General features: G+C 61.4%; 17 protein-coding genes. 7 read left to right on the forward strand and 10 right to left on the reverse strand.

Annotation, left to right across the window (positions count from 1 at the left end; all coding sequences use genetic code 11):
- The first annotated feature begins 108 nt into the window (after positions 1 to 108).
- The 5 genes from Q1A87_RS20685 to Q1A87_RS20705 all read left to right on the forward strand — a co-directional run bounded on the left by Q1A87_RS20685 (position 109) and on the right by Q1A87_RS20705 (position 6,989).
- Positions 109 to 3,213 carry an EAL domain-containing protein gene (locus tag Q1A87_RS20685; protein WP_299655953.1) on the forward strand — a complete coding sequence of 1,035 codons (3,105 nt, stop codon included), beginning with the start codon at positions 109 to 111 and terminating at the stop codon, positions 3,211 to 3,213.
- 279 nt (positions 3,214 to 3,492) lie between these two features.
- Positions 3,493 to 3,642, forward strand: coding sequence for a hypothetical protein (locus tag Q1A87_RS20690; RefSeq protein ID WP_299655956.1), 150 nt, complete (start codon positions 3,493 to 3,495; stop codon positions 3,640 to 3,642).
- Positions 3,643 to 3,954: 312 nt separating this feature from the next.
- Positions 3,955 to 4,242: an HU family DNA-binding protein gene (locus Q1A87_RS20695; RefSeq protein ID WP_299655959.1), complete on the forward strand. Its 288-nt coding sequence runs from the start codon at positions 3,955 to 3,957 to the stop codon at positions 4,240 to 4,242.
- Between the two features lie 491 nt (positions 4,243 to 4,733).
- Positions 4,734 to 5,219, forward strand: coding sequence for a DUF892 family protein (locus Q1A87_RS20700; RefSeq protein WP_299655962.1), 486 nt, complete (start codon positions 4,734 to 4,736; stop codon positions 5,217 to 5,219).
- A gap of 207 nt (positions 5,220 to 5,426) precedes the next feature.
- The gene (locus Q1A87_RS20705; RefSeq protein WP_299655965.1) at positions 5,427 to 6,989 is read left to right on the forward strand and encodes a D-aminopeptidase; all 1,563 of its coding nucleotides are present in this window, start codon (positions 5,427 to 5,429) and stop codon (positions 6,987 to 6,989) included.
- 36 nt (positions 6,990 to 7,025) lie between these two features.
- Here Q1A87_RS20705 and Q1A87_RS20710 read toward each other — a convergent pair whose 3' ends face one another.
- From Q1A87_RS20710 to Q1A87_RS20725, 4 genes are read right to left on the reverse strand one after another with little or no spacing between them, the layout of a single operon-like run.
- Positions 7,026 to 8,537, reverse strand: coding sequence for an ABC transporter substrate-binding protein (locus Q1A87_RS20710; protein WP_299655968.1), 1,512 nt, complete (start codon positions 8,535 to 8,537; stop codon positions 7,026 to 7,028).
- Complete coding sequence (locus Q1A87_RS20715) at positions 8,534 to 10,186, reverse strand: ABC transporter ATP-binding protein (RefSeq protein ID WP_299655971.1); 1,653 nt, start codon at positions 10,184 to 10,186, stop codon at positions 8,534 to 8,536. Before Q1A87_RS20715 ends, Q1A87_RS20710 begins: the two co-directional genes overlap by 4 nt.
- Positions 10,183 to 11,037 (reverse strand): ABC transporter permease, encoded by an 855-nt coding sequence (locus tag Q1A87_RS20720; protein ID WP_299655974.1) that lies wholly within the window; start codon positions 11,035 to 11,037, stop codon positions 10,183 to 10,185. Before Q1A87_RS20720 ends, Q1A87_RS20715 begins: the two co-directional genes overlap by 4 nt.
- Positions 11,034 to 12,014, reverse strand: coding sequence for an ABC transporter permease (locus tag Q1A87_RS20725; RefSeq protein WP_363323035.1), 981 nt, complete (start codon positions 12,012 to 12,014; stop codon positions 11,034 to 11,036). Before Q1A87_RS20725 ends, Q1A87_RS20720 begins: the two co-directional genes overlap by 4 nt.
- A gap of 229 nt (positions 12,015 to 12,243) precedes the next feature.
- On the opposite strand from Q1A87_RS20725, the gene Q1A87_RS20730 reads away from it, so the two are divergent.
- A complete protein-coding gene (locus tag Q1A87_RS20730) occupies positions 12,244 to 13,353 on the forward strand; it encodes a P1 family peptidase (RefSeq protein ID WP_299655980.1) in 1,110 nt (369 codons plus the stop codon).
- Positions 13,354 to 13,419: 66 nt separating this feature from the next.
- On the opposite strand, the gene Q1A87_RS20735 is transcribed toward Q1A87_RS20730, so the two are convergent.
- The 6 genes from Q1A87_RS20735 to Q1A87_RS20760 all read right to left on the reverse strand — a co-directional run bounded on the left by Q1A87_RS20735 (position 13,420) and on the right by Q1A87_RS20760 (position 18,922).
- Entirely contained in the window at positions 13,420 to 13,728 is a 309-nt protein-coding gene (locus Q1A87_RS20735) for a type II toxin-antitoxin system RelE/ParE family toxin (protein ID WP_299655983.1), read from the reverse strand.
- 51 nt (positions 13,729 to 13,779) lie between these two features.
- On the reverse strand, positions 13,780 to 14,049 hold the full coding sequence (locus tag Q1A87_RS20740) for a type II toxin-antitoxin system ParD family antitoxin (protein WP_299655986.1): 270 nt from the start codon (positions 14,047 to 14,049) through the stop codon (positions 13,780 to 13,782).
- 180 nt (positions 14,050 to 14,229) lie between these two features.
- Positions 14,230 to 15,759 (reverse strand): tripartite tricarboxylate transporter permease, encoded by a 1,530-nt coding sequence (locus Q1A87_RS20745; protein WP_299655989.1) that lies wholly within the window; start codon positions 15,757 to 15,759, stop codon positions 14,230 to 14,232.
- 7 nt (positions 15,760 to 15,766) lie between these two features.
- On the reverse strand, positions 15,767 to 16,264 hold the full coding sequence (locus tag Q1A87_RS20750) for a tripartite tricarboxylate transporter TctB family protein (protein WP_299655993.1): 498 nt from the start codon (positions 16,262 to 16,264) through the stop codon (positions 15,767 to 15,769).
- A gap of 50 nt (positions 16,265 to 16,314) precedes the next feature.
- Positions 16,315 to 17,325, reverse strand: coding sequence for a tripartite tricarboxylate transporter substrate binding protein (locus tag Q1A87_RS20755; protein ID WP_299655996.1), 1,011 nt, complete (start codon positions 17,323 to 17,325; stop codon positions 16,315 to 16,317).
- A gap of 19 nt (positions 17,326 to 17,344) precedes the next feature.
- The gene (locus Q1A87_RS20760; RefSeq protein ID WP_299655999.1) at positions 17,345 to 18,922 is read right to left on the reverse strand and encodes a sulfatase; all 1,578 of its coding nucleotides are present in this window, start codon (positions 18,920 to 18,922) and stop codon (positions 17,345 to 17,347) included.
- An 89-nt stretch (positions 18,923 to 19,011) separates the two neighbouring features.
- On the opposite strand from Q1A87_RS20760, the gene Q1A87_RS20765 reads away from it, so the two are divergent.
- On the forward strand, positions 19,012 to 19,908 hold the full coding sequence (locus Q1A87_RS20765; RefSeq protein WP_299656002.1) for a LysR family transcriptional regulator: 897 nt from the start codon (positions 19,012 to 19,014) through the stop codon (positions 19,906 to 19,908).
- Positions 19,909 to 20,305 lie beyond the last annotated feature (397 nt).

The following is a 20,305-nucleotide window of genomic DNA, read 5'->3' on the forward strand; positions in this document are numbered from 1 at the left end:
CACTCCCCATCTTGAGATGGGTAGATCTCGCAATCAGGCCGATGCCCGACAACGTGGGCCGCAGCCACCGCTTACGTCGATACTAACGACACGCGAGTTTCACGGAACATGCTGCAATCTGGCCTCAATGCGAACGACCCGACTTTCGCGTCGTTTCTCATCAGTGTGGGTGGCGCGATTCTGGCCGCCGTTATCGTCGTCGCGCTGGCGAAGTCGAACCATCGGTGGATGGCGAGGATGGTGTCATCACGCTGGACAAGCGCGGCCGTGCTGGGCATCGCGTATTGGCTGACAGCCGTCCTCGGCCTTCAATGGGCCGTCGTGAATGGGGCGGGTTCTCCCGTCTGGCCGGCTGCCGGCGTAGGTCTGGCCGGTCTCCTGCTCGGGGGTATCCGGCTCTGGCCGGCGATCCTCATTGCGCGCCTGGCGGCCGCCATCACGACGGGCTCCGATCAAGCCCTAGGGGTCGAATTGGCGATCGGGCTCGTCAATGCGGGCTCCCTGGTGCTGACTGCTATGTTCTTGACACGATGGACCCCGATCGATTGCCGATTGACGGCGATCCGCGACGTTGTCCGGTTCGCGGGCGCTGTCGCGGCGGGAAGTACGGTCTCCGCGATCGTCGGAACCGGCGCCGTGATCCTGGGGGACGATGTCGCGCGGGATGCAATGCTGCAAGTCGGCATCGGATGGTGGCTGGGCAATACCGGCGGCGCCTTGCTGGTCGCGCCCATCATCCTGTCCTGGAGCTACCCGACCGCCGCGCACATGGGTACGGGCCGATGGCTGGGGCTGGGCGGATTACTTGCCGCGACAGCTGTCATATCGAACGAGATTTTCCTCGATCCCAGGATTTTCCTGCGAACCTGGTATGTATATCCCGCGCTGATCTGGGTTGCCGTGGCCTATCAGGTCCGTGGCAGCTCCATCGCCATGCTCTTCGTCGGGGCGGCCGCGATTGCAAGCGGCACACTCGGCACAGGCACATTCGCGACGATCACCGAATCCCGGATGGAGCACATCCTGCTCGCCCAACAATTCACCATCATCACGTCGGTCGCGGTCCTCATCCTTGCAGCCGCCGCGGATGAACGGCGCGGGCTCGAAGCCCTGCGCCACCGCGAGGCCCGCGAAAGCTCGATCGTCGAAACCGCGGTCGATCCGATTGTCGTCACCGACGAGCGGGGAACCGTCGTATTCTGCAATCCAGCGGCCGAACGATCCTTCGGCTATGGCCCCGCCGAGATCCTTCAGAAGGATGTAAGTGTCCTGATGGCAGTTCCCGACGACGCAGGACACAATCAGTCTTTCGACCTGAGCGGCCTGCTGCAGGATACCGAAGCGGCAACGCAGGGTTGCCATGTCGAAGGTCGACGAAAGGACGGCACAATCTTTCCGCTCGACCTGTCCGTCACGAGGTGGGGCAGCGGACAGAACCAGTTCTTCACCTGCATGATGCGCGACCAGACCGAAAGGGTCCGGGCCGAGACGGCCGTACGTTCCAGCGAGCGTCGGCTGGCGGTCGCCATCGCCGCGAGCTGCGGCGCAGTCTACGAGCAGACCGTCCCCTCAAGCGATGTTATCTACATCGGTCAGGAACTTCTCGACATGTTTGGCTACGTGACGCTTCCCGTTCCGCCCGAACAGATCGACCTATGGGTGCTTGAGCAAATCCATCCGGACGACCGGGCCCATCTGGGCACCGTTCGTCAGGCGTTCATGGAGGGGGACAACCCGCGCTTCGAGGCCGAGGTGCGGATGCGGCATGCGGATGGCCGCTGGCTCTGGGTGCGGTCCTTTGCGCAGGCCATCGAACGCGACCAGGGCGGTCACGTGACGCGGCTGTCGGGAATGGTCATCGATATCACCGACCGGAAGCTGACCGAAAGCCGCGTCGAACATCTGGCGCATCACGACTCCCTGACCGGCATCGCGAACCGGACCAGCTTCATGGAACATCTGGCCAAGGCCGCCCGTTACGCGGATGTCGGCGCCTCGCAGGCGGGGCTGATCCTGATCGATCTCGATTACTTCAAGACCGTCAACGACACGCATGGGCATCCCGCGGGGGATGCGTTGCTGCTGGTCGTGACGGAACGTCTGACCGGCTCCATCCGCTCCGGCGATACGGTCGCCCGCCTCGGAGGCGACGAGTTCGCGGTCGTCGTGCCGAACGCGCATTCGCGTGACGACGTCCACGATCTCGCAGACCGGCTCCGGAACGCGCTCGTCCAGCCCACCACGATCGGCGGCGTCGAGATCGAGGTCTCGGCGAGCCTCGGTTTCGCGATGTATACCGGCAACGGAGAGACCGTCGAAGACCTCATGCGGCACGCGGACCTCGCGCTCTACGAGGCCAAGGCGAAGGGCCGCAGCCGGGTTCAGGGGTTCTGTTCGAAGCTCGAAGAAGTAGCGTCCCATCGCATCCGAACGGAAACCGCCCTTCGCCGTGCCATCCGGAACGGGGAGCTGGCGCTGTATTATCAGCCTCAGTTCAACTTCGAGACGGGCCGGATCGATTGCGTGGAGGCCCTTGTGCGTTGGTCGCGGGACGGAAAGCTGATCGGTCCGAGCGAGTTCATTCCTGTTGCGGAAGGAAGCAGCTTGATCCGGACGCTTGGCGCATGGGTCATGCGCGAAGCCTGCCGGCAGCAGGCGGAATGGCGCAGCCAGGGTGTTCAGGTCAACATTGCCGTCAATGTCTCGGCCTCCGAAGCGGGGGCGGAAGATTTCATTGCCCATCTCGATCGGACACTCGCGGAATTCGCAGTGCCGAGCGACACGATAGAACTCGAGATCACCGAGGGCTTTCTGATGGACCCCGAAAGCAAGCCCGTACAGTCGTTCCTGACGGCCTGCAGAGCGCGCGGCGTCCGACTGGCCATCGACGACTTCGGGATGGGCTATTCATCGTTGAGCTATCTCGCGCGGCTTCCCATATCGAAGATCAAGATCGATCGGTCCTTCGTCATGCAGATCGACCAACCGGACGAAGCCCTTATCGAAGCCATCGTGACTCTGGGCCGTCGGCTGGGCAAGCGGGTCGTTGCCGAAGGCGTGGAGACGAAAGCGCAAATGGATTTCCTGCGGTATCTGGGCTGCGACGATGCGCAGGGCTATCTGTTCTGCAGGCCCGGTTCCGCGAGCGACATCACCCCATTGCTGTCACAACCCCCGATCGGCACCCGGTTGCGGGCGGTCCGTCAGGGATGATTGATTTCGCCTTGCGCTAAGTGCCTTCCTTCGTTGCCGGCATCAATCGAAGGACCTCGCCCACGCCCCAGCCCAGGCTCTTTTCGCCTTCATGAAGGCCACCGCGCAGAAGGGCGATGAGAAGCTCGCAACAAGCTGGCCTGCCAGGCAAGCTTGAACGCGAGCAAGACCAGGGCGCGATCTCGATGCAAAGCGCTGGCTTACCTCCACACGATCCGATCCAGTTGGGTCATCCGATCTCACGCCGACCGGCGCCTCCAGTCGCTGCAGGTGCCGTTCATGCTCCATACGGGCAATCTGGAGCGCCAGGACGAGCTCGTTACCCGGCTCGGCGCGCCGATCCTCGCCAAACCCGCCTTTTCGGACAACATCGTCCAAGTCGTCCGGAACCTCCATCGGACGACCGATGCGATCGAGTATTCGAACTAGCTCGTCCGCGATCATCCTCGCGTCAGTGCCTTCGCCGTTCCAAAATCTGTTGCAGCCGCCAGTGTTCCCTAGCCCGGCGGCGCCATTGCGCACGGCCAGAGCTTGCTCGCGTGATCCGGTTCGACGTGCGTCGCCGGTTCGGTTGCCTTAGCACAAGGCTCCGACGGCGAGCACAGCCGTCTGACCGCAACAAGTTCCACGGTTGCTCGGGATGAGATCACCCTTGCCAGAGATCATCTGTGCTTGCCCATCGGCGCAAGGAACGAAAAGCTACGGTGGAACTTGAATGTCGCAGGATGCAAGGAGGCTTGGATGATCAAACCGCTCACGAAGACACAGCTTGTCGCCGAGATGTCGGAAAGATTGGATACCGACAAGAAGAGTGCCGCAGCTATGCTCGACGCATTAAGCGCCATCGTTCTGGAACAGGTTGCCGCAGGTGGTGCCGTTACGATCCCCGACGTCGGCAAGATTTCCTGCCGGGACCGCCCCGAACGCATGGTCCGCAATCCCGCGACTGGAGAGCAGTTGAAGAAGCCAGCCGACCGGCAGGTCAAGGTGACCGTCACGAAACGGCTGAAGGACAGCGTCAACGGCTAGACCGTACTGGCTGAAGCATCATGGCGAAGAAGGCTTTTGGAAAGGTCAGGCTGCAGATAGTCACGGTTCGCAAGGGACGATTATCGACATACCGCTCCTTGACCAGACGTATCGGCAGGTGGAGAAGTAGTGAGAAAAAGCCGTATTCAGCTACGGAATTACATAATAGAACTTAGTTAATATAGTAATTCCTATTAATCATAGTTGCCTACACTGTGTTCTTAACATATTTACAGCAACTTCTCTTCCAGTATGGCATCCGTCTGCTGCCCTTCGAGACAACCGGCATGTCACGTTCCGAGGGTCACGCTCCAAAGCAGCATTCAGCCCTTTGATCTCGGCCTACATCGAAGCTTCGCCGTAGAGGTGACCTCCGGAGGCTGGCCACGCTCACAAAGCTCGACCCGTGCAACAAACCCACCCCCAACCACGTTCATCGATGGACACGCGATTTCGCGTCGGCCTGGTGCAACTGAAAATGGATGGCGAAAATGTCGAGGCTCAAGGATCTTTACGAGGAAGAGCTGCAAGACCTTTGGTCTGCCAACGACCAGATGGCCAAGGCGGTGTCGAAGATGTCCAGCAAGGCCAGTGACAAGAGCTTGGCCGACAGGCTTCAGAAGGCCAAGGACGGCATCGACAAGCATACCGAGATGCTCAAATCCCTTCTCGATGCGGCCGGTCTGGAGGTCCAGAAGGAGCATTGCAAGGGGATGGAAGGCCTGGTCGAAGAAGCCCGGAAGCACGCGCTCGACAGCGACCTCGAGGGCGCGGTGCTCGATGTCGCCATCATCGCCCAGTATCAGCGGATGTGCCATTACGGGATGGCCGGGTTCGGCACGGCCAAGGCCTTCGCCGAGGCGCTTGGCGAAGACGATGCGACGCAGAAGCTCGATCGTGCGCTCGACAAGATCTACGGCTCTGACGAATTCATGTCCGATCTCGCGGAGCGGTCGCGCAACCTCGAAGCGGTCTGACGCCACAACGGACAAGTCCGGGACGGGTGTACCCCATCCCGGGCGTCTTGCAGCGAAGTGAGAACCGTATCTACGGCCTCCTGTATTAAAACCGATCAGTGGGCGCAGGCAGTAGCTTAAGTCAGCCAAAAACTATCCAAGGTTCGGGAAGTAATTCATCCTGACGTACACTTGCTGCGAACGTTAGATTCTTCCTAAGTCTTATTCATGGCTGATATCGATTTCCGCGCCCTAGAACGGGCCATTCGTGACCTTCCGCAGACGATCGGGGGCCCTGGGGGGCTGGCCGGCGCCGTAGTGAATGGCGCGACGGCCTTTGTGCATCCCTGGGGCTTTGCCGACATGGATCAACGGCTGGCGATGACCGACCGGCTGCGCATGCCGATCTGTTCGATCAGCAAGCAGTTCACCTGCGCTGTACTATTCGACGCGATCAACGACCCCGAACGTCTCGACGATCGAGTAGCAACGCTCCTGCCGAACCTTGAGAGTACGAGTCCCGGAGTTCACGAACTCGCCAACATGCAATCCGGCCTGCGGGACTACTGGGCAATGACGGTCCTGCACGGCGCGCATCCGGAAGGGCGCTTCGCGCGCGAGGATGCCCGGCGACTCCTCGATCGTATACGTACGACGCAGTTCGATCCCGGAACGAGCTATTCCTATTGCAACGTCAATTTCCGTATCCTCTGTGAATTGATCGAAGGTGAAACCGGCCGCGATCTCGGCGAGCTCTATGTCGAGCGCGTCTTCGGCCCCGCCGGAATGGAGACAGCGATCCATACGCCAGATACGGCAGTACCGGCAGACGGGGTCGTGGGTTACGAGGGCGACGCGAAGCTCGGTTACATTCCAGCGGCGAACCGCATCTACTGGACAGGCGATGCCGGGATCTCCGCCTCGCTGCAGGACATGCTCGCCTGGGAACGGCACATCCATACGACCTCCGATGACGCAGATAGCCTCTATTGCAGGCTTTCCGTGCCGCAGTCGTTCCGGAATGGGCGCGCCGCGCCCTACGGGTTCGGCCTCGTCCACGAGACGGTGGGGGGTCGGGCGGCTACCGGGCATGGTGGCGCACTCAGGGGGTTCCGGCTGCAACGGCTCTACATACCGTCCGTCCGCCTGTCGGTGGTGGTGCTGCTCAACCACGAAGCCGACGCGCATGCCGCAGCGCTCGGTATTGCCCGGGCAGCGCTCGGTGTGGCGGCGCCCGAGGTGGGCCATTCCATCGAGAAGGGCTGGGCCGGCGACTACGTGGTGCCAGAGACCGGCCTGCTGCTCCGGGTCGAGACAACGAGGGACCGGGTCGTGGCTCGCTACGCAACTGCCCCGGATGAGCTAGTCCTCGGCGAAGACGACGTAGCCCGCTCCGCCGACATGACACTGACACGGCGCGGAGACGGTTTACGCGTCGAGCGGCCTGGCGAGGACCTTCGGGCCGAGGCGGTTCCGATCACCGGCGCGGCCGTGCAGGATATGTCCATCGCCGGGCTGTTCCGGTCCCCTGAGACTGGCGACACGATGGAGATCGTAGCAGCAGGGGGAGGTCTCTACGCAGGCTTCGAGGGATTGCTCGGTCAGGGTCCGGTCCATGCGCTGCATCCGCTCGGTTCAGACGTCTGGGCCATGTCCTGCCGCCGGTCGATGGATGCGCCGCCGCCGGGAGACTGGACGCTCCGGGTCATGCGCGATGATGCCGGCAGCGTCAGCGGACTGACACTTGGTTGCTGGCTCGCGCGGGACGTGCCGTATCTTTTAGCAGAGTGAAGCGCCGCCTGTCCATTTGGACAAGCGGCGGGTCGATTATTCCTTCACGACGTCCTCGAGGAAGAAGCGGCCAAGCGGATTCTGGTAGAAGTTCTCGATGTTCGACCGCGAGACGTTGATGTACGGGCTGTAATACAGGTCGATCCAGTTCACGTCGTCCTTCGCCATCTCCTGAAGATCCACGTACATCTCCTCGCGTGCCGCGGGGTCCATCTCCACCCGTGCAGCCTCGACGAGGGCCTTCACCTCCGGGTTCTCGTAGCGCGTCATGTAGTTCATGTTGGTGTCGTGGCCGAGCACGAAGGTCGTCTTCTGGTCCGGGTCAAGGATGTCGTTGGTCCAGTAATTGACCGCGAGATCGTACTCGCCGTCCACCAGCATGTTCCAGCTCTGACTCGGATCGACCTTCTGCAGGTTGGCCGTTATGCCGGCTTGGGCCAACTGCTGCTGGATCTGGATCGCGATCTGCTCGTCGATCTCGTTGCCGGCCTCGATCACGTAGTCGAGCGTCAGGTCCGAGACACCGGCATCGGCCAGCATCTGCTTCGCCGCCTCGGGATCGTAAGGCCGCTCCAGGTTGTCAGCGTTGTAGTAGAGCGCGCCGGCGGGGATGTAGGAATTCGCCACCTCGGCCAGCCCGAAGGTCACGGTGTCGACGATGGCCTGCTTGTCGATCGCCATGTCCAGCGCCCGTCGGACCTCGACGTTGCCCAAGGGTTCGTGCTCATGGTTGATGAGCAGGTGGTCCTCCCGGGTGGAGGGCTCGAGATGGACGTTCAGCTCCGGGTCCTGCTGCAGCATCGCCACACGCGAGAACGGCACGAAGATCGCGGCATCCATTTCGCCCGCCTGCACGTTCAGCATTCGGGTGTTGTCGTCGGGCACGGAAATCCATTCGACCCCGTCAAGGCTGACACGGTCGGCTTCCCAGAAATTCGGATTCTTCTCGAGGATCACCCGGTCGCCGCGGCGCCACTCCATGACCGTGAAGGCTCCGGAGGCGACGGGATCCTCGGCATAGGCTTCCGCGCCCATGCTCTCGAACCCGGCTTCGGAGACGATCGAGGCACCGGGCATGGCGAGCGTCGAGAGGAACGGCGCCGACGGCGTCTTCAGCGTGACGACGAGCGTCCGGTCGTCGGTCGCTTCAGCTGTGTCGATCACAGTGTAGCTGTCGGACCAGAGGGATTCCTCGTCATCGCGAATACGCAGGAGCGTGAACGCGGCATCTCCGGCAGTGATCGGCGAGCCGTCAGAGAACAAGGCGTCACGCATGGTGAAGGTATAGGTGAGCCCGTCCTCGGAAATCTCCCAGCTTTCCGCCAGACCGGGCTGCAGCTCCGTCCCGCTCTTGTCGACGCGGACGAGCACGTCGAAGATGTTCATGAACACCCAGAAGTCGACGTTCTGCGCCGTCTTGATCGGGTCGAATGTCGTGGAATCCTCCCGGCGCCCGATTGTCAGCACGCCGGCGGCCTGTGCCTGCCCCGCCACGACCGTGAGGGCGATCGTCGCGACCGCACCCGCCCTCGTCCAAGGTCTCGTCATGTTGCTGTCTCCTCTGTTGGTTCGACGGCCGATCGGCCGAACGGAATGTCGGGGTCGATGTCGGGGATCGCGGCCAGCAGTGCCGCAGTATAGGGATGTCGTGGCCGGTCCAGGACCTGCGCGGCCTCTCCCTCCTCCACGATCTCGCCGGCGCGCATCACCACGACCCGCTGGCAAAGGTTGCGCACGATGGCGAGGTCGTGGGCGATGAAGACGAGCGTCAGACCGATACGTGCGCGAAGCTCACGGAACAGCTCGACGATCTGCGCCTGGATCGTGACGTCGAGCGCGGCGACGCATTCGTCCGCGATCACCAACTTCGGATCGACCGCCAAGGCGCGGGCAATGCCGACACGCTGGCACTGTCCCCCACTAAGGCTGCGCGGCTTGCGATCGAGGAACTCAGGGCCGAGAGCGACGAGATCCAGAAGCTCGCGAACGCGACCGGGAATGTCACGGTGCCCCCCCTGGATGCGCAGAACCTCCGACAGGGTTTCCCCTACCGTCATTCGGGGATTCAGCGCGTTCAGGGGATCCTGAAACACCATCGCCGTTTCCCGCCGAAGCTGGGCGTGATGCGCAGGCGTGATCTCGATGCCGTCGAAGCGTACCTGTCCCGAGGCCATGGGCGTCAGCCCAAGGATCGCGCGTGCGAGCGTGCTTTTGCCGCTCCCAGACTCGCCCACGATGCCCAGCGTCTCGCTTGGCATCACCCGGAGACTGACGCCCCGGACGGCATCGAAATGCTGCGGGAGACCACTCAGGAACCCGGCCCCGGTTGGGAAGCGGACATGCAGATCCTTCACCTCGAGCAGCGGCGCCTCTTCCGCGGAGCTGGCAAGCGCGTCCGCGACGTTCGTCATCGATGGATGGCTCGCAATCAGGTCCCGCGTGTAGGGATGGCGCGGCGCGGACAAGAGGGCGCGCTTCTCCTGCATCTCGACGATCCGACCATCCCGCATCACCGCGATGCGGTCGCAGCATTGCGCCACCACGCCGAGATCGTGGCTGATCAGGATGATCGACAGCCCGCGACGGTCGCGCGTTTCCATAAGGAGTCGCAGGATCTGCGCCTGGATGGTCACGTCGAGCGCCGTGGTCGGCTCGTCCGCGATCAGGATCTCCGGCTCGCAGGCGAGTGCCACCCCGATCATTGCACGTTGCCGCATGCCGCCCGAGAATTCGTGCGGGTAGCCGTAGCGCTGCCGTTCGGGGTCCGGGAAACCGACCTGCCGCAGGATGTCGACCGCCGCCATCCGCGCTGCCCGGGGCGCAACGTTTCGGTGGTACCCCACGCCTTCCGCAATCTGGTCGCCGACCCGCATCAGGGGATCGAGATGGCTCGTCGGGTTCTGGAAGATCATCCCGATGGACCCGCCCCGGACCTGTTGCATCTCCCGCTCGCTCGCCTGCGTCAGGTCGCGGTCGCCCAGCCTCACGACGCCGCCGTCGATGCGCAGGGACGGCGCGGGCATCAACTTGAGAACCGAGCGGCAAAGAAGGCTCTTGCCCGATCCGCTCTCGCCCACGAGGCCGAGGATTTCGCCCCGCTCCAGGGTCAGGGAGACATTGTCGATGAGCGTGCGGGGGCCCTCGTCGAGATGAGCGCGGACCAGAAGGTCTTGGACCTCGAGGATCGGCGTATTCATTCGTGGATACCCAGCAGGTCGGCCAGCCCATCGCCCAACAAGCTGAACGCAAAGGCGAGGAAGACGATGGCGAGACCGGGGAACAGCGTGATCCACCAGGAGGTGGTGATGAAGGGTTGCCCCTCTGCCACCATCACGCCCCACTCGGCGACCGGCGGCTGCACGCCGAAGCCCAGATAGCTGATCGCCGCGCCGTTCAGCAGCACCAGTACCGCGTCCGACATCGCGAAGACCAGCGAACCGGCCAGCGCGTTGGGCAGGAGGTGGCGGAACATGATGCGGGCGCGGCCGAAGCCGAGGCTGCGGGCGGCGACGGCGAAGTCCTGCGTCTTCAGAACGAGGATCTGGGCCCGGACCAGCCGCGCATAGGACACCCAGCCCACCAGAGCCAACGCGATGTAGAAGCTCGTGAGACCGGGCCCGAGGATGGCGATGATCGCCAGCATCAGGACGAGGAAGGGGAAGGCGATGATGACGTCGACGAGACGCATGAAAATCGCGTCCACGACACCGCCGAAGAACCCCGACACGGTGCCGACAATGGTGCCGATCAGGAACGGGAAGATCACGCCGATCACCGCGATCTGCAGATCGATCCGGGCGCCCCAGATGAGCCGGCTCAGGATGTCACGGCCGAAATTGTCGGTACCCAGGAGGTGGGCGACCGACGGCGGCTGCAATCGGGCCTGAATATCCTGGAAGACCGGGTCGTAGGGCGCGATCAGCGGCGCAGTCAGCGCAATCAGGACGAAGACCCCGAGCAGTCCGCCGCCGGCCGCGAGCATCGGCCCGCGCCTGAACCCGAGACGCAGCCGGACGCGCCGAGACCGGATCGTTGCCGCCGCGGTCAAAGCTTGACCCGGGGATCGACCGCGACCGTCGCGATGTCCGCGAGAAAGTTCACGAGCACCGTGGCGCAGGCGAAGGTCATCGCCACGCCTTGCACGACCATGTAGTCGCGGGAGAAGATCGCCCGCACCAGAAGCTGGCCCAGTCCCGGCAGGGCGAACACGCTCTCGACCACGACAGTGCCGCCGATGAGCCACCCCGTGTTGACTGCCAGGAGATTGATCGTCGGCACCAGCGCGTTCGGCAGGACGTGGCGTCGAAACACCACTCCTTCCGGCATGCCGCGGGCGCGCGCGGCGGTCGCCACGTCGGAGGCGAGCCCTTGCACCATGGCCGCGCGAAGACTGCGCGTCAGCACTGCCGAAAGCGACAACGCGACGGTCAGGCTGGGCAGGGCGAGGTGTGCGAGCTTCTCGCCCCAGGTCTCGCCATAGCCAGAGACCGGGAACAGGCTCAGTCGCACGCTGAGGAAAATGATCAGCATCAGCGCGAGCCAGAAAGGCGGAAAGCCGATCCCCATCGTGGAGACGATCCGGACAGCGTGATCGGCGGGGCGACCCTGGTTGCGCGCGGCGATGCTGGCCATCGGTACCGCTATGACGACGGAGAGCACGACGCTGGCCACCACAAGGGCGAGCGTCGGCTCGATCCGGGTCGCGATCAGCCGGAGCACGTCGATCTTGTAGAGGATCGACCTTCCCATCTCGCCGTTCGCCAGATTGCCGAGAAAGTAGAAGTACTGCGTCAAGATCGGCTCATCGAGACCGTACTGTGCGCGGACATTGGCAATCGCCGACGGTGTCGCCCGGGTCCCAAGCAGGACGCGCGCCGGATCTCCGGGGATAAGCCGGACGAGCACGAAAGTGACGACGCTTATGCCGAACAGAACCGGCAAGAACTGCAAAGGCCGTAGAAGGACGAAGCGATATCTGTGAATTGTCAGTCCCCCCGCAGACCGACGGAAAGCAAAGGCCACCACCGACTGCGTACGGCGCAAACGCGAGCAAATTTGCTGTCAAATGGCAAGGCCGTCATGCAGCAAAACGAAGAGCGGGCCGGAGCGAGAGCTGAAATACCCAACGGCTGCCCATGTAACTGGCCTCCTGCGAACGAGACGGAATCACGGCCGGGATTGTCTTGGGTTGTTCCCGAGGGCGATCCTGTCAGGAATGACGGCACGCCATCGCGAACGGTCAGGAGAAGAGAACATGTCCAGACGACGCGCCCGCGAGGTCGGTCTGCGCTTCGAGGGTCAACCCGGCCCCCTGAACGCGATTACCGACGTGGCCGGGATCGGCGTTGGGATGACGACGCTGATCGAAGCGCCCGCGCCCGGACGCCATGCCGGACTCTGCACCGGCGTCACCGCAATCGTCCCGCGACTTGGGTTCCCGACGCTGCAACCGGTCTGGGCTGGACTGCATTCCTTCAACGGCAATGGCGAGCTCACCGGGAGCCACTGGATTCGGGACGGAGGCTGGTTTCTCGGGCCCGTCTTGCTGACCAACACGCACAGCGTCGGCATTGTGCATCATGCCGCAATCCGCTGGCTCATCCAAAACCACGCTTCGGAACTGGAAGATCGGCACCAATGGTTCATGCCAGTGGTCGGGGAAACCTATGACGGCATTCTGAACGACATCAACGCCCAGGCAATTACCGAACAGCACGTCTTGGCCGCGCTCGATACGGCCGTGTCTGGGCCAGTCGAGGAGGGCAATGTCGGCGGCGGGACGGGCATGATTGCCTACGAGTATAAGGGCGGGACCGGCACATCGTCGCGCCAGGTCGAGATTGTGGGCGAAGATTACATGATCGGTGTTCTGGTCCAAGCCAACCACGGAATGCGTGATTGGCTTAGGGTTTCAGGGATCCCTGTCGGACAGTACTTACGCGACGATCTTCTTCTCGAACGCGAAACGGGGTCTGTCATTGTCGTGATCGCGACGGATTGCCCGCTGCTGCCGCATCAACTCGACCGTGTCGCGCGGCGGGGCGCTATCGGTATCAGCCAGAATGGAACAGTTGGAGGGAACAGTTCGGGCGACATCTTCCTCGCGTTCACCACCGCCCGGTCAATGAGGATCGATCGTGAAGCGCCCGTTCGACAATCCTTCGACGCGCTCGACGATCGCCATCTCGATACGATCTATGCCGCCTCTGTGCAGGCCATCGAGGAAGCCGTGGTGAACGCGATGGTCGCTGCGGAGGATCGCGTCGCCGTGAAGCCCCCGGGGCGGATGGTCAAAGCCATGAACGTCGATCAACTCCTCGAAATAATTTTCGAGTTTGATCACTCAGTAAACGCCCCTGAGTAATCGTGAACCACCACCTACCACTCCAGTTAATTTTCTATTTGGCGCGACCGAACACCTTTACTTTGCCTATGAGCGTTCGGTCCTGGCCAGACGTACCAGCATATGCCGCCGGTGTTCCTGGCCGCCAAAGAACACCGCCAGCACGTCGAGACGCTCTTTGTCGTCGTCGACCACGAAGTAGAATACTGCACGGTTCTTTGTGACGTGTCGGACGCCCTCGCCAAATGCCGCGTCGACTGTCCCCTGATGCGGTACATCGCCAAGCCGTTCCATCGCCGCCTCGATGGCGTTCAGTCGGGACTCCGCCCTTTCCAGCGCCGTATCAAGGTCCTCGCCGAAGGATAGCGCAGCCTCGAACAGGAAGTCGAAGATCAACTCGAGGTCACGGTCGGCTGCGACCGACCGCCGGACACCGTAGCCCACGGTCTAGCGAGCGTGGGCCGCGCGCTTGGCCGCCATCATGGCCTTGGTCCTCTCGCGGCCTTCTGCCATATCGACAAACAGGCCCTCGCGCCGTTCGGCGAGCAAGCCCCGGAGTGCGGCCAGCTCCTCTTCCTCCGCCTCAGTGCGTTGTCGCAGGAGATCAAGCCCTTGCTGCAGCACTGCACTGAGACTCGCATAGCGCCCCTGCGACACGAGCCGACGAGCGAACACATCTTGCGCTTCGGTCAACGATATCGACGTCTTGACGCTCATGGCAGTTTTGTCCCAGCGAATGTACCACCGAGTAGTACACCCCAGTCTGAAAGAAGGCGCAAGGGTTAGCGGATCAACAGCGCCTTATATTACGATCAAGGCTTACTTAACATAAATTCTCTATGCAATAATATTTCGGTCCTTGGAAGAACAGGAACGTCTGATCTCGAATTGGATAAACTAAGAGTCTTTTCGACTATTGGAATCAGAAATCGACACGTCCCGCTTTTTGTATAAGGCTCTAATCCATACAAAGAAGGCGACTGCCACGACAATTGCACAAACCGCGACCAGTGTCGCAGCGATAGGCCGATCCAAGAATATCCAGTATCCTTCGCGCGAGATCAGCAGCGACCGTCGCAGGTTGTTCTCGACAATGGGCCCCAAGATCGTGCCAATTACGACCGGCGCCAAGGGGTAAGCTGCGGCGCGCAGAAGCACGCCAAGTAAGCCAAAGCCGAACATGACCCACAAGTCGAAGACCGAGGATTGTAGCGCGAAAGTACCGACCGCACACAGGATCAGGATCGTGGGTACCAGCGAGGCCTTGGGGATGCGCAGGAGATGCACGAACAACGGCACGAGCAGGATACCCAAGACCAGAAGCACGAGATTGGCGAGCACATAAACGAGGAAGATGCCGCCGACGATCTCTGGCTGATCTTGAAACAGTGCCGGTCCAGGAAAAAAGCCAAGGATCAGGAGCGCACTCATGAGGACGGCTGTTGTCGCATCGCCGGGAATGCCGAGAGACAAGGTTGGAATTAACGCTCCACCGCAGGTGGCATTGTTGGCTGCCTCGGTCGCGACGATGCCGCCTTCTGCTCCTTCCCCGTAGCCTTCGTCAGGGTGCGCAGTCGCCTTGGCAATTGCGTAGGACGTGAATGCCGAGACGTCTCCGCCGGCACCAGGCAAGGCGCCGAAGAAGGTACCGATTGCAGCCGATCGCAGGAGATTGAAACGATGGCGCAGGGTGAGGACGAGCGAGCCGAACCCCGTCCTGACAGCTTCGGGTCGTGTGGATGCAGTCAGTCGGTTACCAGCGACCTGAAACACCATCTCCGAAACGGCGAAGAGACCCACTACGATGGCAACGATGTGGAAGCCGTTGAGCATAGCGAAGGAATTGAAAGTGAAGCGGTAGCCGGTCGAGAGCTGATCCGTTCCGATCGTGGCTACAAGCATTCCGAGCGCGCCGGCGAGAACACCCTTCAATGTATCTTCGCGTGAGACAACTGCGATCGACAAGAGACCCAGGACTCCTAGCATGGTCAGCTCGGGGGGGCCGAAACGTGTGGCGAAGGCAGCCAGAAGCGGCGCAAAACAGATCAACAAAATGCCGCCAAAGAGACCGCCCAAAGCCGACGCGCTGACAGCAATGCCGAGCGCGTCTGCCGCCCGGCCCTTCTGTGCCATGGGGTAGCCGTCGAACAGCGTCGCCGCTGCAATCGGTGTGCCCGGGATGCGCAGCAAGATGGCCGAAACCGCGCCGCCGCAGGAGCCGCCGACAAACACAGCGATCAGAAGCCCCAGACCCGCCAGAGGCTCGACATACAAAGCTACGGGCAACAGCAACACGACGCCCATGAGGGGTCCGAGACCCGGCAGGGCGCCGATGAGCAGTCCGATGACCACACCCAGAACGGTCAGACCAAGAACCTGCGGAGTGGCAAGGAGTGCGCTGCCGGCGATGAGCATGTCAGAGATCACGATTGTCTCACCACGGCATTGCGAGACCGAATGCGCCTCGCGGCAGCACCACGTCGAGCATTCCGCCAAATACGGCCGACAGTGCGAACGTGACGAAGACTGGGATGATCGTGAGGCGTAGGGCCGATCGCTCCCCGCAAAGCACGAGGACGAGTGCCATGAGGATGATGCTCGCTACAAGATAGCCCACAACGTCCAGACCCCAGAGGTAGAGCGCGAACAGGATCAGGAGCGCCGCCGGGCGAACGAGCCGTGCAATAGGCACGCTTGAAACTTCTGGAGTCCCGCCACGCCACGCCTGAAACGAACGAATGCCGATGCTGAGCAAGAGCGCCACCAAAATGACGATCGCAAGCGCTCGCGGATAGCTTGCCGCATTGGAGTAGGGGCCTCCGGAGGCAATACCCTGTTCGGTCATGTCGGTGGCGATTTGCTGGAAAACCACTGCAATTGTCGCGACGAAGAGTAACGCGACAAGGGCCTCAGCGAGGCGCTGGTTTATCATAAATGCGGCCCCTGTTTGGGGCGGTCAGCGAAGACCGCCCCCGACTTCGATCAGTTGAGCTTCCGCAATTCTTCTTCTTCCCAAACCAAGGCGTTCTCCATTGCCTGGAGCTGGTCTACGACGGGACCAACAACCTCGGTGTAACGCTCGGGTTCGTAGTTCAGAATGTTGAAGCCCATGTTGGCAATGCGCTCCTGAACGTCGGGCCGTTCAAGCGCACGACCCATCGCGTCGGCAAGAACCTGAACGCGGTCTTCGGGCGTGTCGGGATGCACCAGCCACCATGTCCAGCCCATCGGCGCCAACCCGGAAAGGCCCAGGTCAATGTCGAGCTCCGCGATCGTGAGTGCCCCGTCATAAGTCTCCTTCGCGTCCGGCAGTTCCGAAAGGACGAGCAGGACTTCACCTTGATCTTTCCACTGAAGGTAATCGGCAGGGCCGTGGAACGCGAAGTCGAGCACGCCTGCATAAAGATCCTTATGGGCGTCGGGATCCGATGGATAAGGAATATTCTGGGCGACGACCCCGTAGGATTGCAGCACTTTGGCGATGACCATGTGCGGCAGGTTGTTGCGCGAGCCCGACGAGTACCGGAGCTCACCCGGGTTCTCTTTCCCCCATTCCATCATCCCTTCAAAGTCTTCCCAGCGAGTCTCGTCGGCTCGACCCATGATGGAGAAGGCGTTGGAAACAGCGCCACGCAGCGGCGTGAAGTCCTCGTACGTCCAGTCGGCACGGCCTAGTACCGGCATCAGCACGATAGGCGCGACATAGCCGTCAATGACCGTGTAACCATCTGCGGGCTTGGCCAAGGCCACTTGCACCGCTTTCGTCCCTGCTGCTCCCGGCGTGGACACGACAGGCATGGAAACACCGAGTTCCTCGCTCATCGCCTCAGCAATGATCTGGCTCGCAGCCATTGCGCCCCCGGGAGCCCATGGGAAAATGTTCTCGACCGTTCGGTCGGGAAAATCCTGCGCTCCGGCCACGAAAGGCGCGACCATCATGCACGTCACCAACGCAACGCCTTTGACTGTTTTTTTCATGGTTTCCTCCTCCATCGTCTTCCCCTCGGCAATCTCAATCTGCCGCAACGAGAGCGTGATCGGCGCTGTCGAACAGGCCGTAATGCTTGAAGATTTCGACCGGCGCATCGTGGGCCACCAAGTGGTGAACCGCCAAGAGCTCAAGGCGTGCCTTGGTCTCCGGGTCGTCGACTGGCATCTCCTGACCGGGATCGCGGGTGAGATCGTAAAGCGGGGAAGCAGCGGGGCGGCGTGCCGCCGCTTCAAAGCCGGCCTCGCCGATTGGCGGGCGCGCGTCGACACGCAGCACCGGTACGCCCTTGGTGAAAGGCATGGGCGGCGACAGCGACGCGCTTGCCAGTTCCTCGGGCGAGAACGATCGATCAAGATGCGACGGGGCGAGAGTGTAATGTGCGAGAGCTTCGGCCGTTTCGGACCGGGGGTAAAGGTAGTAGGTCCAATCACCGTCGGTGATGCATAGTGGACCTGCGAACATACCAAGGATCGCACTGTCGCGGCCGACATTTTCACCCCGCAAGGCCGGCAGGAGCGAGTGGGCGCGAACTTCATCGGGTATCTGGGCTCCGTGAAGCTCCAGCAGCGTCGGCATCAAATCAGTGGTCTGCGTCAAGCCGTCATGGCGCCCGGTGCGTCCTTCGGGATGTGCAATCATCAAGGGAATGTGCGCGATCTCTTCATAGTAGGGCATCTTGTTCTTGCCCCACCAATCGTGTTCCCCCAGCAGAAATCCATGATCCGTCGTTAGGATCACGCAGGTGTCGTCCCAAGCATTCTCGCGATCCAGCCAATCCAGGAGTTCGCCGAACCGAGCATCACACATCGCCACGAGCGCGGCATAGTTACCACGGATTTCCGCAATCTCCTCGGCGGAGTTCGTCACCGTTTCGTAGACTGGCCAGTCAAGGATTTTTGGGCCCCTGCCGACTTGGTAGGCATCACGGTACCGTTGAGGTGCATTGAAGGGCTCATGCGGATCGAAGCATTCAAGCTGTAGCATCCAGCCGTCCGTCTCCCGGTTGGTGTCCAGGAAATCGAAAGCTGCTTCGAAACACTTCGAAGTCGGCCAATCTGCCTCGTCCTCCAGAAAAAGCGCGTTGAGCGCACCACGCGATCGCCGCCAAGCTGTCTCGGACGTCGTGCCTCGCGTGACAGGCCGATCTTTGGGGACATCGCCTAGAGGATAGTGACGTGGGTCGAAGCGCTCGCGGAGACGGTCCACCGGAGGTTTCACCATGACCTTCAATGGGTCGTATTCTTGGCCACGCACGAAATGCCAGCTGTCGAAGGCATTCACGTAGCCCGCACCGCCTTCTTCGAAATAATGCAAGTGATCGGAGACGATGTGAGTGTACGTGCCTGCTTGACTTAAAATACGGGCATAAGAATTATCGAACGGCTCCAGCGGCCCCCACGACCGATGCAGGAAGTTTAGCCGCCCCGTATGCATGTCACGGCGGGCCGGCATACATGGCAGCGAGCCTACATAATGTCGGTCGAACACCATCGATCGCGCAGCAAAGCGATCAAAGTTCGGCGTCGCAATCGCGGTTCCACCGTAGGCACCAAGCGCCAAGCGGTTGAGCGAGTCGAACAGCACGAAAATTGTGCGCATGGCGGGCTCCCTTCACTTCCTGGCTTAACTTGCATGCAATGCCTGATCCAACAATTGAAAATTTGGGACACTCTCCATAGCTTGAGGTAATGGATCGGCGCTTGCAGACGTTTTTGGAAGTAGTTCGTAGGGGCAGCCTTACCGCAGCTGCTCGTCACCTAAACATGGCTCAACCGTCGCTGACGAAGAGGCTCCGCCTTTTAGAGGAAGAGTACGGCTGCAGTTTGCTCGAACGCGGCATTCACGGCGCGCGGCCTACGCCGGAAGGCAAGGCTCTTCTCCACCACGCGGAGCACATTGAGACTGAATACCGCCAAGCTAGCGAAGCGGTTGCAGCGGCAAGAGGTGAAAAGCCGGCCTTGCTGCGCATTGGCGCCGGGCCGCTTTTTCATCTCCGCTATCTTGCCGACGCGCTTCTTGTCGTACGCTCAGAGCATGCTGAAACGCGCATCGAACTCGTCACCGGGCTTTACCGTGAGACTATGCCGCAATTATCCCAACACCGTCTCGACGTCGTCTTCGGGGCAGACGAGGGAGTTCCGGTGGCCGCCACACTGCAGTTTGAGGAAATGACGCGCGTCGAACAGGGCGTAGCGTTACGCTTGGATCACCCGCTACTCAGGCGGCGCATCCCCGACGCTGAGGCGCTTTCACAACTTGACTGGGTTGTCTATGGCGATTGCCAGGACGACGCTACGCTTGTGAATGCTTTCTTCAGACGCAACGGCCAACGCCCTCCGCCTATGCCGTTGATCACGAGTTCTTTCACCTTGGGCTTGCAAACCGTTGCGCGTAGCGACGCAGCTATGATGGTCCCCATAGCGCTGGCCGCAAACCTAAATGTTCCCAACGTATCGGTAGTGCGTACTGCTCCCGCGATCGCCGACTTGCCTGCCGGGGCATTCATGCGCCATTCAACTTCTGAATTCTCCGTCACTCAGACTTTAACCAAAGCCGTGCGATCAGCCTTTTCATCAAAGAAATAAAAGAAAATTACATAAACATCATTACTACGAAAATTTTAGTCACGTAAGATCAGTATGTTAAGTACCGTCCTTGCCAGATGCGCTGCACCCCTCCGCCCCGCATGGTGTCCAGCGTCTGGTCCTTCGAGACGACCGGCACGGCACGATCGAGCGCGGCCACGTACAAGCCTAATCCGCCCTCCCATGACCTTCCACGTCGCGGAGGTGATCGCCGGGAACCGCCTGCGCTCGTAGCGCTTGTCTATGTCATAAGGGACGCCAACGCGGAGAATACCTTACGACGTAATGTTCATACGAATTTCGGGGCTCATAGACGGTCGGTATCCGTCCGGCGTGACCGCCGTTGACATTCAGCGTGGCTGCCAATTCCACGGCGTGAGTTCGTCGATGCGGTTGA

The organism is uncultured Jannaschia sp., assembly GCF_947494055.1.
Classification (GTDB): domain Bacteria; phylum Pseudomonadota; class Alphaproteobacteria; order Rhodobacterales; family Rhodobacteraceae; genus Jannaschia.